The organism is Leuconostoc lactis KCTC 3528 = DSM 20202, from assembly GCF_014651235.1.
GTDB lineage: Bacteria > Bacillota > Bacilli > Lactobacillales > Lactobacillaceae > Leuconostoc > Leuconostoc lactis.
This window is the reverse complement of record NZ_BMWM01000012.1, coordinates 1-12,793: the sequence shown is the minus strand read 5'-3', so window position 1 is coordinate 12,793 and position 12,793 is coordinate 1. Positions and strand designations below refer to the sequence as shown.

Below are 12,793 nucleotides of genomic sequence, written 5' to 3'. Positions count from 1 at the left end.
ATGATCAACCCGACAATCACAATAAAAAAAGGCGATACATTTCTGTATCGCCTTTTAGTTAGTGGACAGTCAGGGGCTCGAACCCTGGACCCACGGATTAAGAGTCCGTTGCTCTACCAACTGAGCTAACTGTCCATATGTCGCTTTCACAACAAAGAATAGTATAGCATGCATTTTGATGTTGTGCAACACTTTTTCTAAAATTAATGGCACACTATTAAAAAAACAGCGTTAGTCATCACTAACGCTGTTTTGCATCCATTGCTTTATTTGTCGTTGTAACCAGTTGGATGGCTTTGGTGCCAGTTCCAAGCTGTCTTGATAATGTCTTGCACATTATCATATTTTGGTGCCCAACCCAACACATCACGTGCCTTATCTGAGTTAGCAATCAAAATATCAGGATCGCCAGCACGACGTGGGCCAATTTTGGCTGGAATATCAACACCGGTTGCTTCACGCGCGGCTTCCACCATTTCCTTAACTGAGAAACCAGTTGCTGAGCCTAAGTTAAATTGGTTCGATTCATTGCCATCAGCCAAATATTGCAAGGCCCGCATGTGAGCATCTGCCAAGTCTAACACGTGAACATAGTCGCGAACGTTGAACCCGTCTGGCGTGTTGTAGTCATCACCAAACATTTCAATGTAGTCGCGTTGACCCAAACCAGCTTGCAAAATAATTGGTACAAGGTGGGTTTCAGGTTGGTGATCTTCACCAATTGTGCCATCTTCCGCAGCCCCAGCCACGTTGAAGTAACGCAATGCCACCCACTTCACACCATCCGCTTGATCTGACCAAGCCATGATCTTTTCCATCATTAACTTTGATTCACCATAAGGGTTGATAGGGTTTTGTGGATCCGTTTCCTTAATCGGAATGTTGACTGGGTTACCATAAGTGGCTGCTGTTGATGAAAAGACGATCTGCTTCACATCATGATCCTTCATCACTTCCAGCAACGTTACCATGCCACTCGTATTGTTATCAAAATACTTCAATGGATTAGCAACCGATTCCGGCACAATTGAAAAAGCGGCAAAATGCACGACTTGTTCAATGTCTTCTTGATCAAAGACAGCTGATAAGGCGGCCTTATCGCGGATATCGACTTGATAAAACTTAGCGTCTGGGTGGACGGCATCACGATGCCCAGTAAACAAGGCATCAACAACAACGACGTCACGACCTGCTTCAACAAGTGTTTTTACCATGTGTGACCCGATATAGCCGGCGCCACCTAATACTAATACTGACATAATCGCCTCTTTATTCTAAATTGATACTTTCAGTTTACACCACTTTTAAGCATCACGCCACTTGAATTCCGCCTCGGCACTGACGACATCGCCCATCATAATGCGATGTTTGCTCTCGTGATCTTGGTGTACGACTTGTGATTGGATCGTATGCCCCAGCCGAATTTCATTTTCAAACCGGAGATTAATTGTGGTCACTTCATGGGTATTTAAAAATTCAGGTGCCATGACATCTTGCATCCACTCAAAATACTTCGAGTTATTCACATGTTGATTGGCATCAATATCTAAGTAGCGAACGTGATAATCTTTGGCCTCGTAAACCTCATCTGAGGAAAAGTGCGCCGGATTAGGAATACGTGGAATCTGTTTTACATATTCAGCTTGATAGGCATTAATAATATCTTCCGGTATGCGGGCCATGCGCCGGTTTTCAATGTCAATCATGGCCCAAATTGAATCGACGCGAATCACTTCTTCCCCTGCGGCATCAAAAAAAGCAAACGGCCGCCGCACAAAAAAAGGATTATATTTTACCGCAAAAGTTTGGACTTTAACCGCCTCATTAATTTTAGGGCGTCGCTTAACCGTGACCTCATATTGTAAAATAACCCAACCGAGGCCACGCGCTAAGTGCACGTCTTGCCCAACCCCTAAGGCATCCCCTTGCATTTTCGAGGCCAAAACGGCCCAATTTAAGATCATCGGCAAGGATAATTTCCCTGTCATATCCGCTTCATAGTATTCAACGTGTCGTTGCATCGCAAATGGTTGCATGTTCCCCCCTCATTCTGTACCAATGTATGACTGTTAGTCGTTAATCAATGCCATGATAATCGGCATAGACCGCTTGCCGATCAAGCTGACGCGCTTTGGCCACTTGTTTAATGGCGGCATTAGGCTTTAAGCCTTTGGCGACCAACTTTGCCACGGCTTCTTGGACTGTTAACTCAGCCTCATCATTGTCAGTTGCTGCTGTTTCCTCACCAGTAAAGCCAGCAATCATCACAACAAATTCACCACGAATTTCGTGTGTTTTCGCCCAAGCCACTAATTCGGCCACTGTCCCACGCAAAAATTCTTCATATTTTTTCGTTAGTTCACGCGCCAAAACCACTTGTCGGTCAGCGCCCATCACCTTTTGAATATTTTCTAAGGTTTGTTTCAAGCGGTGCGGTGCCTCATAAAAAATCGTTGTATCACGCAACGTAGCAAGGCGTTCTAACTCGGCCAACTGGTCGCTATTTTTCCGCTGTAAGAAACCATAAAAATAAAATGGTTGCGGTACTAACCCACTGGCAATCAACGCCGTTACACCAGCGGTTGCGCCAGGAATTGGGACGACCGCAATCCCTTGCGCAATCGCTGCGGCCACTAATTCTTTTCCTGGATCAGAAATCGACGGCATCCCCGCATCACTCACTTGAGCAATGTTTTTGCCTTCTTGTAAATCCGCAATTATGCCTGGTATTTTAGCTTGCCAATTATGCTCATGAAAGCTCGTTTGCTTGGTTGTAATGTCAAAATGATTAAGGAGCTGTTGTGTGTGCCGCGTATCTTCAGCTGCAATTAAATCAACATCGGCCAAAACGGTAATGGCGCGCGGGGTCATATCTTGCAAGTTCCCAATCGGGGTTGGCACAAGATAGAGCGTGCCGGTTTCGCGCTGTTCAAAACTCTTTTGTTGTTGCATATTATTCTCCTAATGCCATGGCTATTTCCAAGACCATTTTCTCAAATCGTGTTTGCAGTGACACGTTCGTTTGGCTTAATCGGTCATCAGCAAAAATAACGTCGCTCGCGCGCACTAACTGTTGTGGACTATAGTGCTGTCGCAAAGTTTTGTATAAGCCAACTAGTGTGGGGAAATGGAGCTGTGCGTCGGGTATTTGCCCGTAAACAACTGTGTCAGGTGACAATTCATGTAACCAGGCCAAAAAAAGACGCTGCTGCGGTGCTTCTTTCAACGCATCGACAAGTTGCAATTGCACATACGCAAAAGCTTCCACCCGTCGTTGCATCATTAGTTCAAACCACTTAAATAAGACTGGTTGCATTGTTTTACGCCACTGCTCGGCTTCATCATCTGGCTGTGCCAAGGCAATTTCGGGGCGTAATTGGACAATTTGCGCCCGTGATCGAATGGTGGGCAGCACCTCATTGAGGTTTTCGGCCAACATGATCATGAGTTGCGGGCCAACCGGCTCTTCAATAAACTTAAGCAGTGCATTGCCAGACTCGGCTTGTAACGTTTCGATGGCGTCAAACACAAAAACTTTGCGTTGGCTTTCTTGCGCAACTGTGACAAATTCTGGTTTTAATGCCCGAATTTGGTCAACCTTCCACGTCCGCTTGGTCCCTGTCCCACTTTTGGGTAGGCTGGGTTGCGTAATTTTGACATCGGGATGATCATCCGCCATGATCCGGATAGCCTGACGTTCATCCGCGCCAGCCATAAGCCAAGCCAAATAACGCGAAAAAGCCAGCTTTTCTGGCTGGCTTGGGCCGACAAAGAGATACAGATGACTGAGCTGATTTGTCGCAATCAGTTGTTTAAAATGGGTGATCTGTTGCGGATACACCTTTTCTGCGGTTGTAATAAATTCCGGTGTCATTAGAACTGATGGAATGATTCAATATTTTGCGTATAAACAGTCGCGCCACCGACTTCAACTTCAATCGGATAAATCCCGATTTGTTCACCACCAGCATCTAAATTCACTGGCGGTACCATAAATTGTTTCCGTGTTTGTGACACTTCTTGAATAATGTCCAACGTTTCTTGGACGCGTGCATCTTCAATGGCAATCAAGAAAGTGGTGTTACCTGAACGGAGGAACCCACCCGTTGTCGTTAAGCGTGTCGCCCGAATATCAGCTTTGACGAAAGCGTTACTAAGCTTGGTTGCATCCTTGTCTTGAACAATAGCTGTCACTAATTTCATAATGATGACTCCTTTCGCGATGCTATGATGTCAAATAGCAATGTGCGTGTCTCTGCAATGACCTGTTCTAGCGGTTGTGTCGCATCAATTAATTTAATTCTATCAGAAAAATCACGTTGCAGGGCTAAATAAGTCTCTCGCACCGCTTGATGAAAGGCTAACGATTCCTTATCCAAACGGTCAATCTTATCTTGACGATTGGCCATCACGCGTGCCAAACCAACTTCGGCCGGTACATCAAAATAAATCGTTAGATCAGGCATTAAGCCATCAATGGCAAACTGATTAATTTGCCAAATATGATCGACACCGAGGCCACGACCACCGCCTTGATAGGCCAACGAACTATCCACGTAACGATCAGAAATCACTACTTTACCTGCTTCAAGTGCTGGCAAAACGACGGATACCAAGTGTTGCCGGCGCGCTGCTGTATACAATAAGGCTTCTGTGCGGTCATCCATGCCATTATCTTCTGCTGGTTGCAGAATCGCACGAATGGCTTCAGAAATTGGATTGCCACCAGGTTCTCGTGTCGTCACCAGTGCCTCACCAAGCTGCGGTTGTAATTCAGCCACCAGTGCCTGTAAGACGCTTGTCTTACCCGCACCTTCCGGTCCTTCAAAAGTAATAAATAGCGGTTTCGTCATGTGTCTTGTTGTCCTTTTTGTTTATCGTGGCAGTACCCTAACTGACATTAAATGCGATCAGTTTTCAGGACATGGGTTTGCATATGCCCAACTGTCTTGCGGCGGCGTGCTTCACGATAGAGATAATTAAATTTGGCCTTTGTCAGGGCAGTTTGCGCTTGAATTAACCGCACATTGACTTGGCCATCTAACAATGCTTCTTCCGAATTTTGGGCCGTATCCCAGTCAATCTTGGCTTTATCAATTTGAAAAACGAGGGCCTGGTCATAAGTTTGTCGCAGATTTACTTTCTTTTTACGAAATATCATAATTCTGTTCGTCCTTGTACTGCTTTAATCAACGTCAATTGGTCCGCATAATCAATATCTGATCCCACTGCCAAACCGTGCGCCAAACGAGTTACTTTAATCCCCGCGGGCTTTAGCAACCGTGCGAGATACATCGCTGTGGCTTCACCTTCGGCGTTGACATTTGTACCGACAATCACTTCGTTAATTTCTTGATGTTCAGATAATCGCCGAATTAAACTAGGCAAGTTAATGTCTTCTGGTCCTGTGCCGGAACTCGGTGAAATCACACCATTGAGCACGTGATATAAGCCGTGATAATCACGCGTATTTTCCATCGCCATCACATCACGCGCATGCTCAACCACAAAAACAGTCGTTTGGTCACGCGACGGATCCTGACAAATCACGCACGGATTGATTGACTTTTCCGTAATATTGCCACACACCTCACAGAAGGTCAGATCATTTTTAGCAGAAGCGAGCGCTTTAGAGAAATCAATCACATCATCTTCTGCCATACCTAAGGTATAAAAAGCCAGACGTGTGGCTGTTTTTTGCCCAATACCTGGTAATTTTGTATAGCTTGCTATTAATTTTGCAATCGGTTCTGGATATTCCATAATGGTACAAGGCTATCACAGCCAATCCTTTCTCTATTAATCAATCACATGCACAATATCGGCGCCAAACAATTTCTTAGCTTCAGCGACGATCGCTGGTTCCACAAGCCCCGCTTGCTCTGGTGTCGGTGCACTTTGCGACTGGGTCGTGGTTGTTTGGCTCACTCTCGGTATATCCGCCAAATTCAAAGGTTGAGTCGTCCCCGCCTTTAACTGCGCGACATAATCAGAGCGTTCTTGTTGCCAGCTATCTTGGGTAATCAACACCATTTCTGTTGGCAATTGTTGTGCAGCCAGCGCTGTCCGCAATTTTGTTTGCAAGGCGGCATCTTGTAAAGCTTGTGCCAATAAAGGTGGAAAATCAAACGCTAAAACAAGCCCTTCCTCACTTGCAGCTACCGGGGCGGCAATCGTCAGTAAGGCCTGTTCAGCAACACCAAATTGACTAATCAAGTCTGACCAAGCAGCCTTCACGCGACTAAGCGTCTCCCGCTTCGCTTTTTGTAAGACGGCAAAGACCGCATTTTGCCCCGTACGCGCCCACAACTGGTTGGCAGCGGCTGCTTCTTCAGTTGGCGCAGCAGTTACCACTGGTTGTGCAACTGGTGGCGTTGCCAATGTTGGTGGCACTGGCGTAGGCGTTGATGGTACAGTCTCAACTGTTACCGTTGGTGTTGGTGTTGACGTTGGTTGCGCTGCAACCACTTGTGGTGCAACTTTGACGGGTTGTGCAGGTGTTACTGTTTCACTTGACTGGACTGACGCTGGTGCTTGCGGTGCAGCCGTCATCGCCAGTTTAACCGTGAGCAATTCTAAATACACATCACTTTGCATCGTTTGCATGAGCTGTTGCTGAATGTCATCTAGAATCACCATCATCTGTTGAATGCGTTCAGCCGATAATTGTTGGGCCAATGCCGTAAGATCAGTCACAGCAATCGCTGTTTTAATCAAATCAGGCGCGACATTTGTCATCATCACATCGCGCAATAAGCCTAACACATCAACCACAAAACGTTGGGCATCTTTGCCGGCAAGTAGAATATCATGTAAAATCTGGAGCCCTTTTGGCGTATCCCCTTGACTAACAGCGACCATGTAGGCCAATAGTTGGGCTGTTGTTGTCGAACCAGTGACCTGTAAGGCGTTATCGACCGTCACCCGATCTGTGCCATACGCCATCACCTGATCCAAAATCGACAACGCATCTCGCATGCCACCTTCTGCCACGTTGGCAATAATGCGTAACGCATCGTCATCATAAGCGACCTGACGTTGCGTTAAAATATCGGCTAACCGTGCCTGAATGGCATCTGTCGCAATCCGTTTAAATTCAAAACGCTGTGTCCGTGACAAAATCGTCACGGGCACTTTTTGCGGCTCGGTGGTCGCCAAAATGAACTTCACATTTGCCGGTGGTTCTTCAAGCGTCTTTAGAAGAGCATTAAAGGCACTGTTTGACAACATATGCACTTCATCAATGATGTAAACCTTGTATTTCGCTTCAATCGGTGCATAATCCACGTTCGCCAAAATATCGCGCATATCTTCAACGCGACTATTAGACGCCGCATCAAATTCTACAATATCGGGAATTTGGGCATCATCCGTTTGCGGATCAATCCCATTGACTTCGCGCGCAAATATTTTAGCCGCGGATGTCTTCCCTGTTCCACGTGGCCCAGAAAAAAGATAGGCATGGCCTGTCTGCTCTGTTTCAATCGCATTCTTAAGTGTTTGTGTGATAACTTCTTGACCAATCATGTCATCAAACGTCCGTGGTCGGTAAACCCGATATAATGCTTGATATGCCACTGTTACCCCCTCCTGAGGAACTTTTTTTTGCAAATTACAACGCTAACTTACAAAAAAAGACCGCTATGCGGTCAATATGTACACAAGCACAACATCGAACAACCTTAGGGCTGCTACATTCCTGTCCTGACCCGGTTCGAGAGTCGACGCTTGCCTGCTTTTCTATTATATCTAATTTTTTTGCTTTAAGCAAACACTTCAGCCACTTTCTTCGTCACCTTGGCTTGCCACTTAAAGTAAGTTAAGTAAGCCTTGGGTACCAAATATTCGTTGACCGCTGCGAAATCATCGACGATTGAAACAATCCAGCTTTCGCGGTACTTTGGTAGCGCAATGGTGGCACCAAACATGTGCTTAACAATGATATCCGCTTCTTTATCACTAATAGACGTTAGCTTTTTGGCATTTTGAAGCGCAATACGTGGGTGGACATAAGCATGTGAACCCGCTTCAAACTTCGTCACACGCCAATCGTAGTAAAAAAGATCATGTAACAATCCGGCACGTGCCGTCGCCGTTGCATCAGCGCCAATTTTTTTGGCAATCACGTAAGATTGATAAGAAACTGAGATAGAGTGCCGTAACCGGTTAGAAAAATGGTGTTGTGTATATTGTGCGAGTTGTTGCACTTCTTCGTGTTGTAATAAATCGTCAACAATTGCTAAATACTCTTGGTCGAGACGCCAAGCATTAGGATTTTGCATGTAAATTTTGCCTCTTTTAATAAGTCTGATGCTATTATACTACGAAATTATTAATATGGGCGTTACAATGTTTGCGATTTTTTATTGCGTTTCCGTTGCGCTCTAATTTGGCCAAAGAAATCTTGTAACAGCGCCCCACCCTCATCACCGCGGACCTGCGGATGGACAACAACCCGATGATTCAAGCGTTCATCTTCCAACAACTGATACAACGAACGTGTCGCACCACCTTTGGCGTCATCGGCACCATAATAGACCACTGGGACGCGTGCATTAATGATCGCCCCAGCGCACATAATACAAGGTTCAAGCGTGACAAATAACGCCGTGTCTTCTAAACGCCAAGATTGTAACGCATCGTTAGCCGCTTCAATTGCGAGTAACTCGGCATGCGCTGTGGCAAGCTGATGGGCTTCACGATGGTTATGCGCCCGTGCCACAATTTGATTATCTTTCACAATCACCGCGCCAATCGGTACTTCGCCTTCATTAGCGGCTAGTTTGGCCTCGTTTAGCGCCACCTGCATAAAATAATCAATCTGCGCATCACTAAATGTAGGTATCTGGCTCATAAGTGCTCTCCAAAATATAGTAACCTTTGTTTTTCGCAATAATTTTTGCATTTCCAAAGGCTGCCAACATATTTTTTTGTGCTGAAGGCGCCCCTTGCTTTTTCTGTAAAACAGCAATTAATTTACCACCTGGTACTAAATGGTGTACAGCATCTTGTAACATCGCCGTGACCACCTCTTTACCGGCACGAATCGGTGGATTCGTTAAAATCAAGGCATATTGATCCGTGATTTGTTGATAAATATCTGATTGGAAAACGGATACCAACTGGTCAACCCCATTTTGCTTGGCGTTTTGTTGTGCTAAAGCCAACGCCCGTTCATTGACATCAACCATGTCCACTGGCCGTTGATATTTTTTCGCGATAGCAACCCCCACTGGACCATAACCAGTACCGAGATCTAGTACCTTCCCGTCAGTTAGGGTTGTTTTATCTAGGGCATCCAACATCGTACGCGTCCCAAAATCAACCGTCGACTTAGAAAAAACGCCGCTATCGGTTGTAAAGTGTAAGGTATTCCCCAACAGGTCAAAATCAAAATTTTGGAAATGATGCTCAGAATTCGGATTCGCAGTGAAATACATTTCACCGCCAATTTTTTCATTTGATGTGGTCATAACGACTCCTTAAGTTTATGTACAAAAAAAGAAGTACCGAAGCACCTCTTTTAATATTGCGAATCATATCCCACACCGATTGGTGTGATGATAACCAATCCGTTATTTCATCAAATGAAATTACTTCAAAGTTACTGATGCGCCAGATTCTTCCAAAGCTGCCTTCAATTCGTTAGCGGCTGCTTCGTCAAGACCTTCCTTAACGATTGAAGGTGCGTTGTCAACTAAGTCCTTAGCTTCCTTCAATCCAAGACCAGTTGCTTCACGAACTGCCTTGATAACCTTAACCTTAGCAGAACCTGCTGAAGTCAATTCTACGTCGAAGTCTGTCTTTGCTGCGGCTGCGCCGTCAGCTGCACCAGCTGCTGCTACAGGAGCTGCTGCTGAAACGTTAAATTCTTCTTCGATTGCTGAAACCAATTCAGCCAAATCCAAGATTGTTGCATCCTTCAATGATGCGATAATCGCGTCTTTATCAAAAGCCATGATTAAATCCTCCAAATTTTTGTTTTGATGTTGTCGTTAGTAAAACTTGTTGCTGATTATTCAGCAGATGGTGCTTCTTCGGCTGCAGCTTCCGCCACTGGTGCTTCTTCAGCAGCAGGTGCAGCAGCTTCGCCACCTTCTTCTTCCAACTTCTCTTGCACAGCCTTAACAGCATATGCAAATGAACGGATTGAGAATTGGAATTCGGCCATCAATTGACCAAGCAAACCTTCGCGTGATGGCAAAGATGCATACTTGTTGATGTCGTCCAAGTTAGCGATGTTGCCGTCAACAACACCACCCTTGATTTCCAACTTTTCGTTGGTGTCAGCAAACTTCTTCAAGATACGTGATGGCGCAATAGCGTCTTCACTTGAGAAGGCTACGGCTGAAGGACCGACAAAGATGTCGTTCAATTCAGCAAAACCAGCTTTTTCAGCAGCACGTGTCAAAATCTTGTTCTTGATCACTTCAAGAGACACGCCTTCTTCACGTAATTGTTGACGCAATTCTGTTGATTGCGCAACTGTCAATCCACGAGAATCGACCACAACTACTGAAGCAGCGTTCTTGAATTGTTCAGCAACTTCTTCAACCTTTTGTGCCTTAAGCGCAATAGCTTTTTCACTCATGATATGTGATTCTCCTTCCTTAATATTATTTTGCAAAAGAAATCCCGTGCACCAAAAGACGCACGGGAAAAGTTTTTTTAAAACTTCCTCGGCAGGATATTAAGGTACAAGTACCACCTGAGTCTTAGGCAAAATGATTTAATTCACTTAAATGATTATATCAAACCAAGTTGATATCGTCAAATTTTACAATGTGTTGATGTCCAATGTTACTGATGGGCCAAATGTTGAGGCAATTGATACGTGTTGTACGTATGTGCCCTTAACAGCAGCTGGACGAGCCTTCAAAACAGTTTCAGCAATTGTCTTGATGTTTTCAGCCAACTTACCATCTTCAAATGAAACACGACCAACAGGTACAGCAACGTTTCCGTCACGGTCTGTACGGTATGTCACTTGACCACCCTTGGCATCTGAAACAGCCTTAGTTACGTCCATTGTCACAGTACCAGTCTTAGGGTTTGGCATCAAGCCCTTAGGTCCCAATACACGGGCAACACGACCAACTTGGGCCATCATGTCAGGTGTCGCAATAGCTGTGTCAAAGTCTAACCAGCCACCTTGGATTTGTGCAACCAAGTCAGCAGCACCAACAACATCGGCCCCAGCAGCTTCCGCTTCCTTAGCCTTGTCACCTTGTGCAAAGACGATAACCTTCTTGTCCTTACCTGTACCGTTTGGCAACACAACAGCGCCACGCAATTGTTGGTCGGCTTGACGTGTGTCAACGTTCAAGTTGAAGACAACTTCAACTGATGCGTCGAAGTTAGCGTAATCAATTTCCTTAACCAATGCCACGGCATCGTTCAAGGCGTAGTTCTTTTCAGCGTCAACCTTTGCTAAGGCTGCGGCGTACTTCTTACCATGCTTTTGAGTCATTATTCTGCGTCCTCCTTGATTGCTGTACCTTCAACAGTCAAGTCAACACCATCAACAGTAACACCCATTGAACGTGCTGTACCTTCGATCATACGCATCGCAGCTGTCAAGTCGTTGGCGTTCAAGTCAGCCATCTTGTTTTCAGCAATTGCACGGATTTGATCCAAAGTAACGTTTCCGACCTTCTTAGTGTTAGGTTCACCTGAACCCTTACCAACGATCTTACGCAATTGATCAGCAGCAGGTGGTGTCTTTGTCACGAATTCGAATGAACGATCATCGAAAACAGAGATTTCAACCGGAATGATTGAACCTGCTTGGTCTGCAGTACGCGCGTTAAATTCCTTTGTGAATTGCGCGATGTTAATGCCGGCTTGTCCCAAAGCTGGACCAACAGGTGGTGCTGGTGTTGCTTTAGCAGCGGCAATTTGTAGCTTAACTACTTGTGTAACTTTTTTAGCCACGATTTTTTCCTCCTCGTGTTGTGGTAGACGTAGCTTGAGTGCTACTCCCACGTATGCCGATGGCATACCAATACATTATATTAAAAAATAAAGCAAATTGCAATACTTTTATTTAGGCTTCGTCCAAGACCGTGTCGACATCGGCAAAATCCAATTCTGTTGGTGTTTCACGACCAAAGACTTCCACCGTTGCTTCAAGTGTTTGCTTTTCCGCATCCACACTGACAACTGTGCCTTCCATGCCTGAAAATGGGCCAGCAATAATTTTAACGATTTGCCCAACTTCAACATCAAGGTCAACCACTTCACGTGTGACCATCCCCATTCGCTTCATCAACAAATCAACTTCTTCAGGCAACAAAGAATTTGGCTTTGATCCGGCACCGTGCGAGCCCAAGAAACCAGTCACACCTGGCGTGTTACGGACAACGTACCAAGCTTCATCTGTCATGTTGTAGTCTTGTGGCGTAGCCATTTCAACCAACACATACCCTGGGAAGTCATTTTCAACTGAAGTCTTGGCTTCACCATCTTGAATCGTTGTGACTTCTTGTTCTGGCACCAAAATACGGAAAATTTGTTCCGTCATACCCATTGTTTGTGTACGTGATTCCAAGTTAGCCTTCACTTTGTGTTCATAACCTGAATACGTGTGCACAACGAACCATGACTTTTCAATGTCGTCTGTGTTTGGTGTTGGTACAACATTTTCTTCTGGTAATTCGTTATTTTCTGTCATTTTAATTGTCGGTACCCTTACGGGTACACAGCCCTTTCTTTCATTCGATATGGCAGATTGCAAGAAATAACTTGAACGAATTTAGTGACGTAGATTAAGTAAGAAGATCTCGATTGGTGT

General features: G+C 45.2%; 17 protein-coding genes, 1 tRNA gene, 1 other RNA gene and 1 other annotated feature. All 19 genes read right to left on the bottom strand.

Annotated elements, in window-relative coordinates; translation table 11 throughout:
- Window positions 1-62: 62 nt before the first annotated feature.
- Window positions 63-135, bottom strand: a tRNA-Lys gene (locus tag IE039_RS04650).
- Between the two features lie 131 nt (window positions 136-266).
- Window positions 267-1,259, bottom strand: a complete 993-nt coding sequence (galE, locus tag IE039_RS04645; protein ID WP_010001491.1) for a UDP-glucose 4-epimerase GalE — start codon at window positions 1,257-1,259, stop codon at window positions 267-269.
- A 45-nt stretch (window positions 1,260-1,304) separates the two neighbouring features.
- The gene (locus IE039_RS04640) at window positions 1,305-2,036 is read right to left on the bottom strand and encodes an acyl-[acyl-carrier-protein] thioesterase (RefSeq protein ID WP_010003763.1); all 732 of its coding nucleotides are present in this window, start codon (window positions 2,034-2,036) and stop codon (window positions 1,305-1,307) included.
- Between the two features lie 40 nt (window positions 2,037-2,076).
- Window positions 2,077-2,952, bottom strand: coding sequence for a 16S rRNA (cytidine(1402)-2'-O)-methyltransferase (gene rsmI / locus IE039_RS04635; RefSeq protein WP_010003764.1), 876 nt, complete (start codon window positions 2,950-2,952; stop codon window positions 2,077-2,079).
- Between the two features lies 1 nt (window position 2,953).
- Window positions 2,954-3,874, bottom strand: a complete 921-nt coding sequence (locus IE039_RS04630) for a DNA polymerase III delta subunit-related protein (RefSeq protein WP_019041338.1) — start codon at window positions 3,872-3,874, stop codon at window positions 2,954-2,956.
- Window positions 3,874-4,203: a cyclic di-AMP receptor DarA gene (gene darA, locus IE039_RS04625; RefSeq protein WP_010004628.1), complete on the bottom strand. Its 330-nt coding sequence runs from the start codon at window positions 4,201-4,203 to the stop codon at window positions 3,874-3,876. The genes IE039_RS04630 and darA overlap by 1 nt, the downstream gene beginning before the upstream one ends.
- A complete protein-coding gene (gene tmk / locus IE039_RS04620; RefSeq protein ID WP_010004629.1) occupies window positions 4,200-4,853 on the bottom strand; it encodes a dTMP kinase in 654 nt (217 codons plus the stop codon). Before tmk ends, darA begins: the two co-directional genes overlap by 4 nt.
- Window positions 4,854-4,900: 47 nt before the next feature.
- Entirely contained in the window at window positions 4,901-5,161 is a 261-nt protein-coding gene (locus IE039_RS04615; RefSeq protein ID WP_010004630.1) for a YaaL family protein, read from the bottom strand.
- Window positions 5,158-5,763 carry a recombination mediator RecR gene (recR, locus tag IE039_RS04610; RefSeq protein ID WP_010004631.1) on the bottom strand — a complete coding sequence of 202 codons (606 nt, stop codon included), beginning with the start codon at window positions 5,761-5,763 and terminating at the stop codon, window positions 5,158-5,160. Before recR ends, IE039_RS04615 begins: the two co-directional genes overlap by 4 nt.
- Before the next feature lie 36 nt (window positions 5,764-5,799).
- A complete protein-coding gene (gene dnaX, locus IE039_RS04605; protein WP_189428806.1) occupies window positions 5,800-7,578 on the bottom strand; it encodes a DNA polymerase III subunit gamma/tau in 1,779 nt (592 codons plus the stop codon).
- Window positions 7,579-7,652: 74 nt separating this feature from the next.
- Window positions 7,653-7,740, bottom strand: an RNA gene (ffs, locus tag IE039_RS04600) — signal recognition particle sRNA small type.
- A gap of 23 nt (window positions 7,741-7,763) precedes the next feature.
- Window positions 7,764-8,282 carry an HD domain-containing protein gene (locus IE039_RS04595; protein WP_010001480.1) on the bottom strand — a complete coding sequence of 173 codons (519 nt, stop codon included), beginning with the start codon at window positions 8,280-8,282 and terminating at the stop codon, window positions 7,764-7,766.
- Window positions 8,283-8,344: 62 nt separating this feature from the next.
- The gene (gene tadA, locus IE039_RS04590) at window positions 8,345-8,854 is read right to left on the bottom strand and encodes a tRNA adenosine(34) deaminase TadA (RefSeq protein ID WP_029509490.1); all 510 of its coding nucleotides are present in this window, start codon (window positions 8,852-8,854) and stop codon (window positions 8,345-8,347) included.
- Window positions 8,832-9,473: a class I SAM-dependent methyltransferase gene (locus IE039_RS04585; RefSeq protein ID WP_189428805.1), complete on the bottom strand. Its 642-nt coding sequence runs from the start codon at window positions 9,471-9,473 to the stop codon at window positions 8,832-8,834. Before IE039_RS04585 ends, tadA begins: the two co-directional genes overlap by 23 nt.
- A 120-nt stretch (window positions 9,474-9,593) precedes the next feature.
- Window positions 9,594-9,959 carry a 50S ribosomal protein L7/L12 gene (rplL, locus tag IE039_RS04580; RefSeq protein ID WP_010001475.1) on the bottom strand — a complete coding sequence of 122 codons (366 nt, stop codon included), beginning with the start codon at window positions 9,957-9,959 and terminating at the stop codon, window positions 9,594-9,596.
- Between the two features lie 56 nt (window positions 9,960-10,015).
- Entirely contained in the window at window positions 10,016-10,591 is a 576-nt protein-coding gene (gene rplJ, locus IE039_RS04575; RefSeq protein WP_010004572.1) for a 50S ribosomal protein L10, read from the bottom strand.
- 28 nt (window positions 10,592-10,619) lie between these two features.
- Window positions 10,620-10,738 (bottom strand) — a sequence feature (ribosomal protein L10 leader region).
- A 39-nt stretch (window positions 10,739-10,777) separates the two neighbouring features.
- Window positions 10,778-11,470 (bottom strand): 50S ribosomal protein L1, encoded by a 693-nt coding sequence (gene rplA, locus IE039_RS04570; protein ID WP_010001473.1) that lies wholly within the window; start codon window positions 11,468-11,470, stop codon window positions 10,778-10,780.
- Window positions 11,470-11,934, bottom strand: a complete 465-nt coding sequence (gene rplK, locus IE039_RS04565; RefSeq protein ID WP_010001472.1) for a 50S ribosomal protein L11 — start codon at window positions 11,932-11,934, stop codon at window positions 11,470-11,472. The genes rplA and rplK overlap by 1 nt, the downstream gene beginning before the upstream one ends.
- A 112-nt stretch (window positions 11,935-12,046) precedes the next feature.
- On the bottom strand, window positions 12,047-12,673 hold the full coding sequence (gene nusG, locus IE039_RS04560) for a transcription termination/antitermination protein NusG (RefSeq protein WP_010004573.1): 627 nt from the start codon (window positions 12,671-12,673) through the stop codon (window positions 12,047-12,049).
- Between the last annotated feature and the right edge of the window lie 120 nt (window positions 12,674-12,793).

Coding starts and splice junctions, on each gene's coding strand:
- rsmI (WP_010003764.1), bottom strand. CDS start 2,952: ATGCAACAACAAAAGAGTTTTGAACAGCGCGAAACCGGCACGCTCTAT.
- rplJ (WP_010004572.1), bottom strand. CDS start 10,591: ATGAGTGAAAAAGCTATTGCGCTTAAGGCACAAAAGGTTGAAGAAGTT.
- nusG (WP_010004573.1), bottom strand. CDS start 12,673: ATGACAGAAAATAACGAATTACCAGAAGAAAATGTTGTACCAACACCA.
- IE039_RS04640 (WP_010003763.1), bottom strand. CDS start 2,036: ATGCAACCATTTGCGATGCAACGACACGTTGAATACTATGAAGCGGAT.
- tadA (WP_029509490.1), bottom strand. CDS start 8,854: ATGAGCCAGATACCTACATTTAGTGATGCGCAGATTGATTATTTTATG.
- IE039_RS04615 (WP_010004630.1), bottom strand. CDS start 5,161: ATGATATTTCGTAAAAAGAAAGTAAATCTGCGACAAACTTATGACCAG.
- recR (WP_010004631.1), bottom strand. CDS start 5,763: ATGGAATATCCAGAACCGATTGCAAAATTAATAGCAAGCTATACAAAA.
- IE039_RS04595 (WP_010001480.1), bottom strand. CDS start 8,282: ATGCAAAATCCTAATGCTTGGCGTCTCGACCAAGAGTATTTAGCAATT.
- rplA (WP_010001473.1), bottom strand. CDS start 11,470: ATGACTCAAAAGCATGGTAAGAAGTACGCCGCAGCCTTAGCAAAGGTT.
- galE (WP_010001491.1), bottom strand. CDS start 1,259: ATGTCAGTATTAGTATTAGGTGGCGCCGGCTATATCGGGTCACACATG.
- IE039_RS04630 (WP_019041338.1), bottom strand. CDS start 3,874: ATGACACCGGAATTTATTACAACCGCAGAAAAGGTGTATCCGCAACAG.
- tmk (WP_010004629.1), bottom strand. CDS start 4,853: ATGACGAAACCGCTATTTATTACTTTTGAAGGACCGGAAGGTGCGGGT.
- darA (WP_010004628.1), bottom strand. CDS start 4,203: ATGAAATTAGTGACAGCTATTGTTCAAGACAAGGATGCAACCAAGCTT.
- IE039_RS04585 (WP_189428805.1), bottom strand. CDS start 9,473: ATGACCACATCAAATGAAAAAATTGGCGGTGAAATGTATTTCACTGCG.
- rplL (WP_010001475.1), bottom strand. CDS start 9,959: ATGGCTTTTGATAAAGACGCGATTATCGCATCATTGAAGGATGCAACA.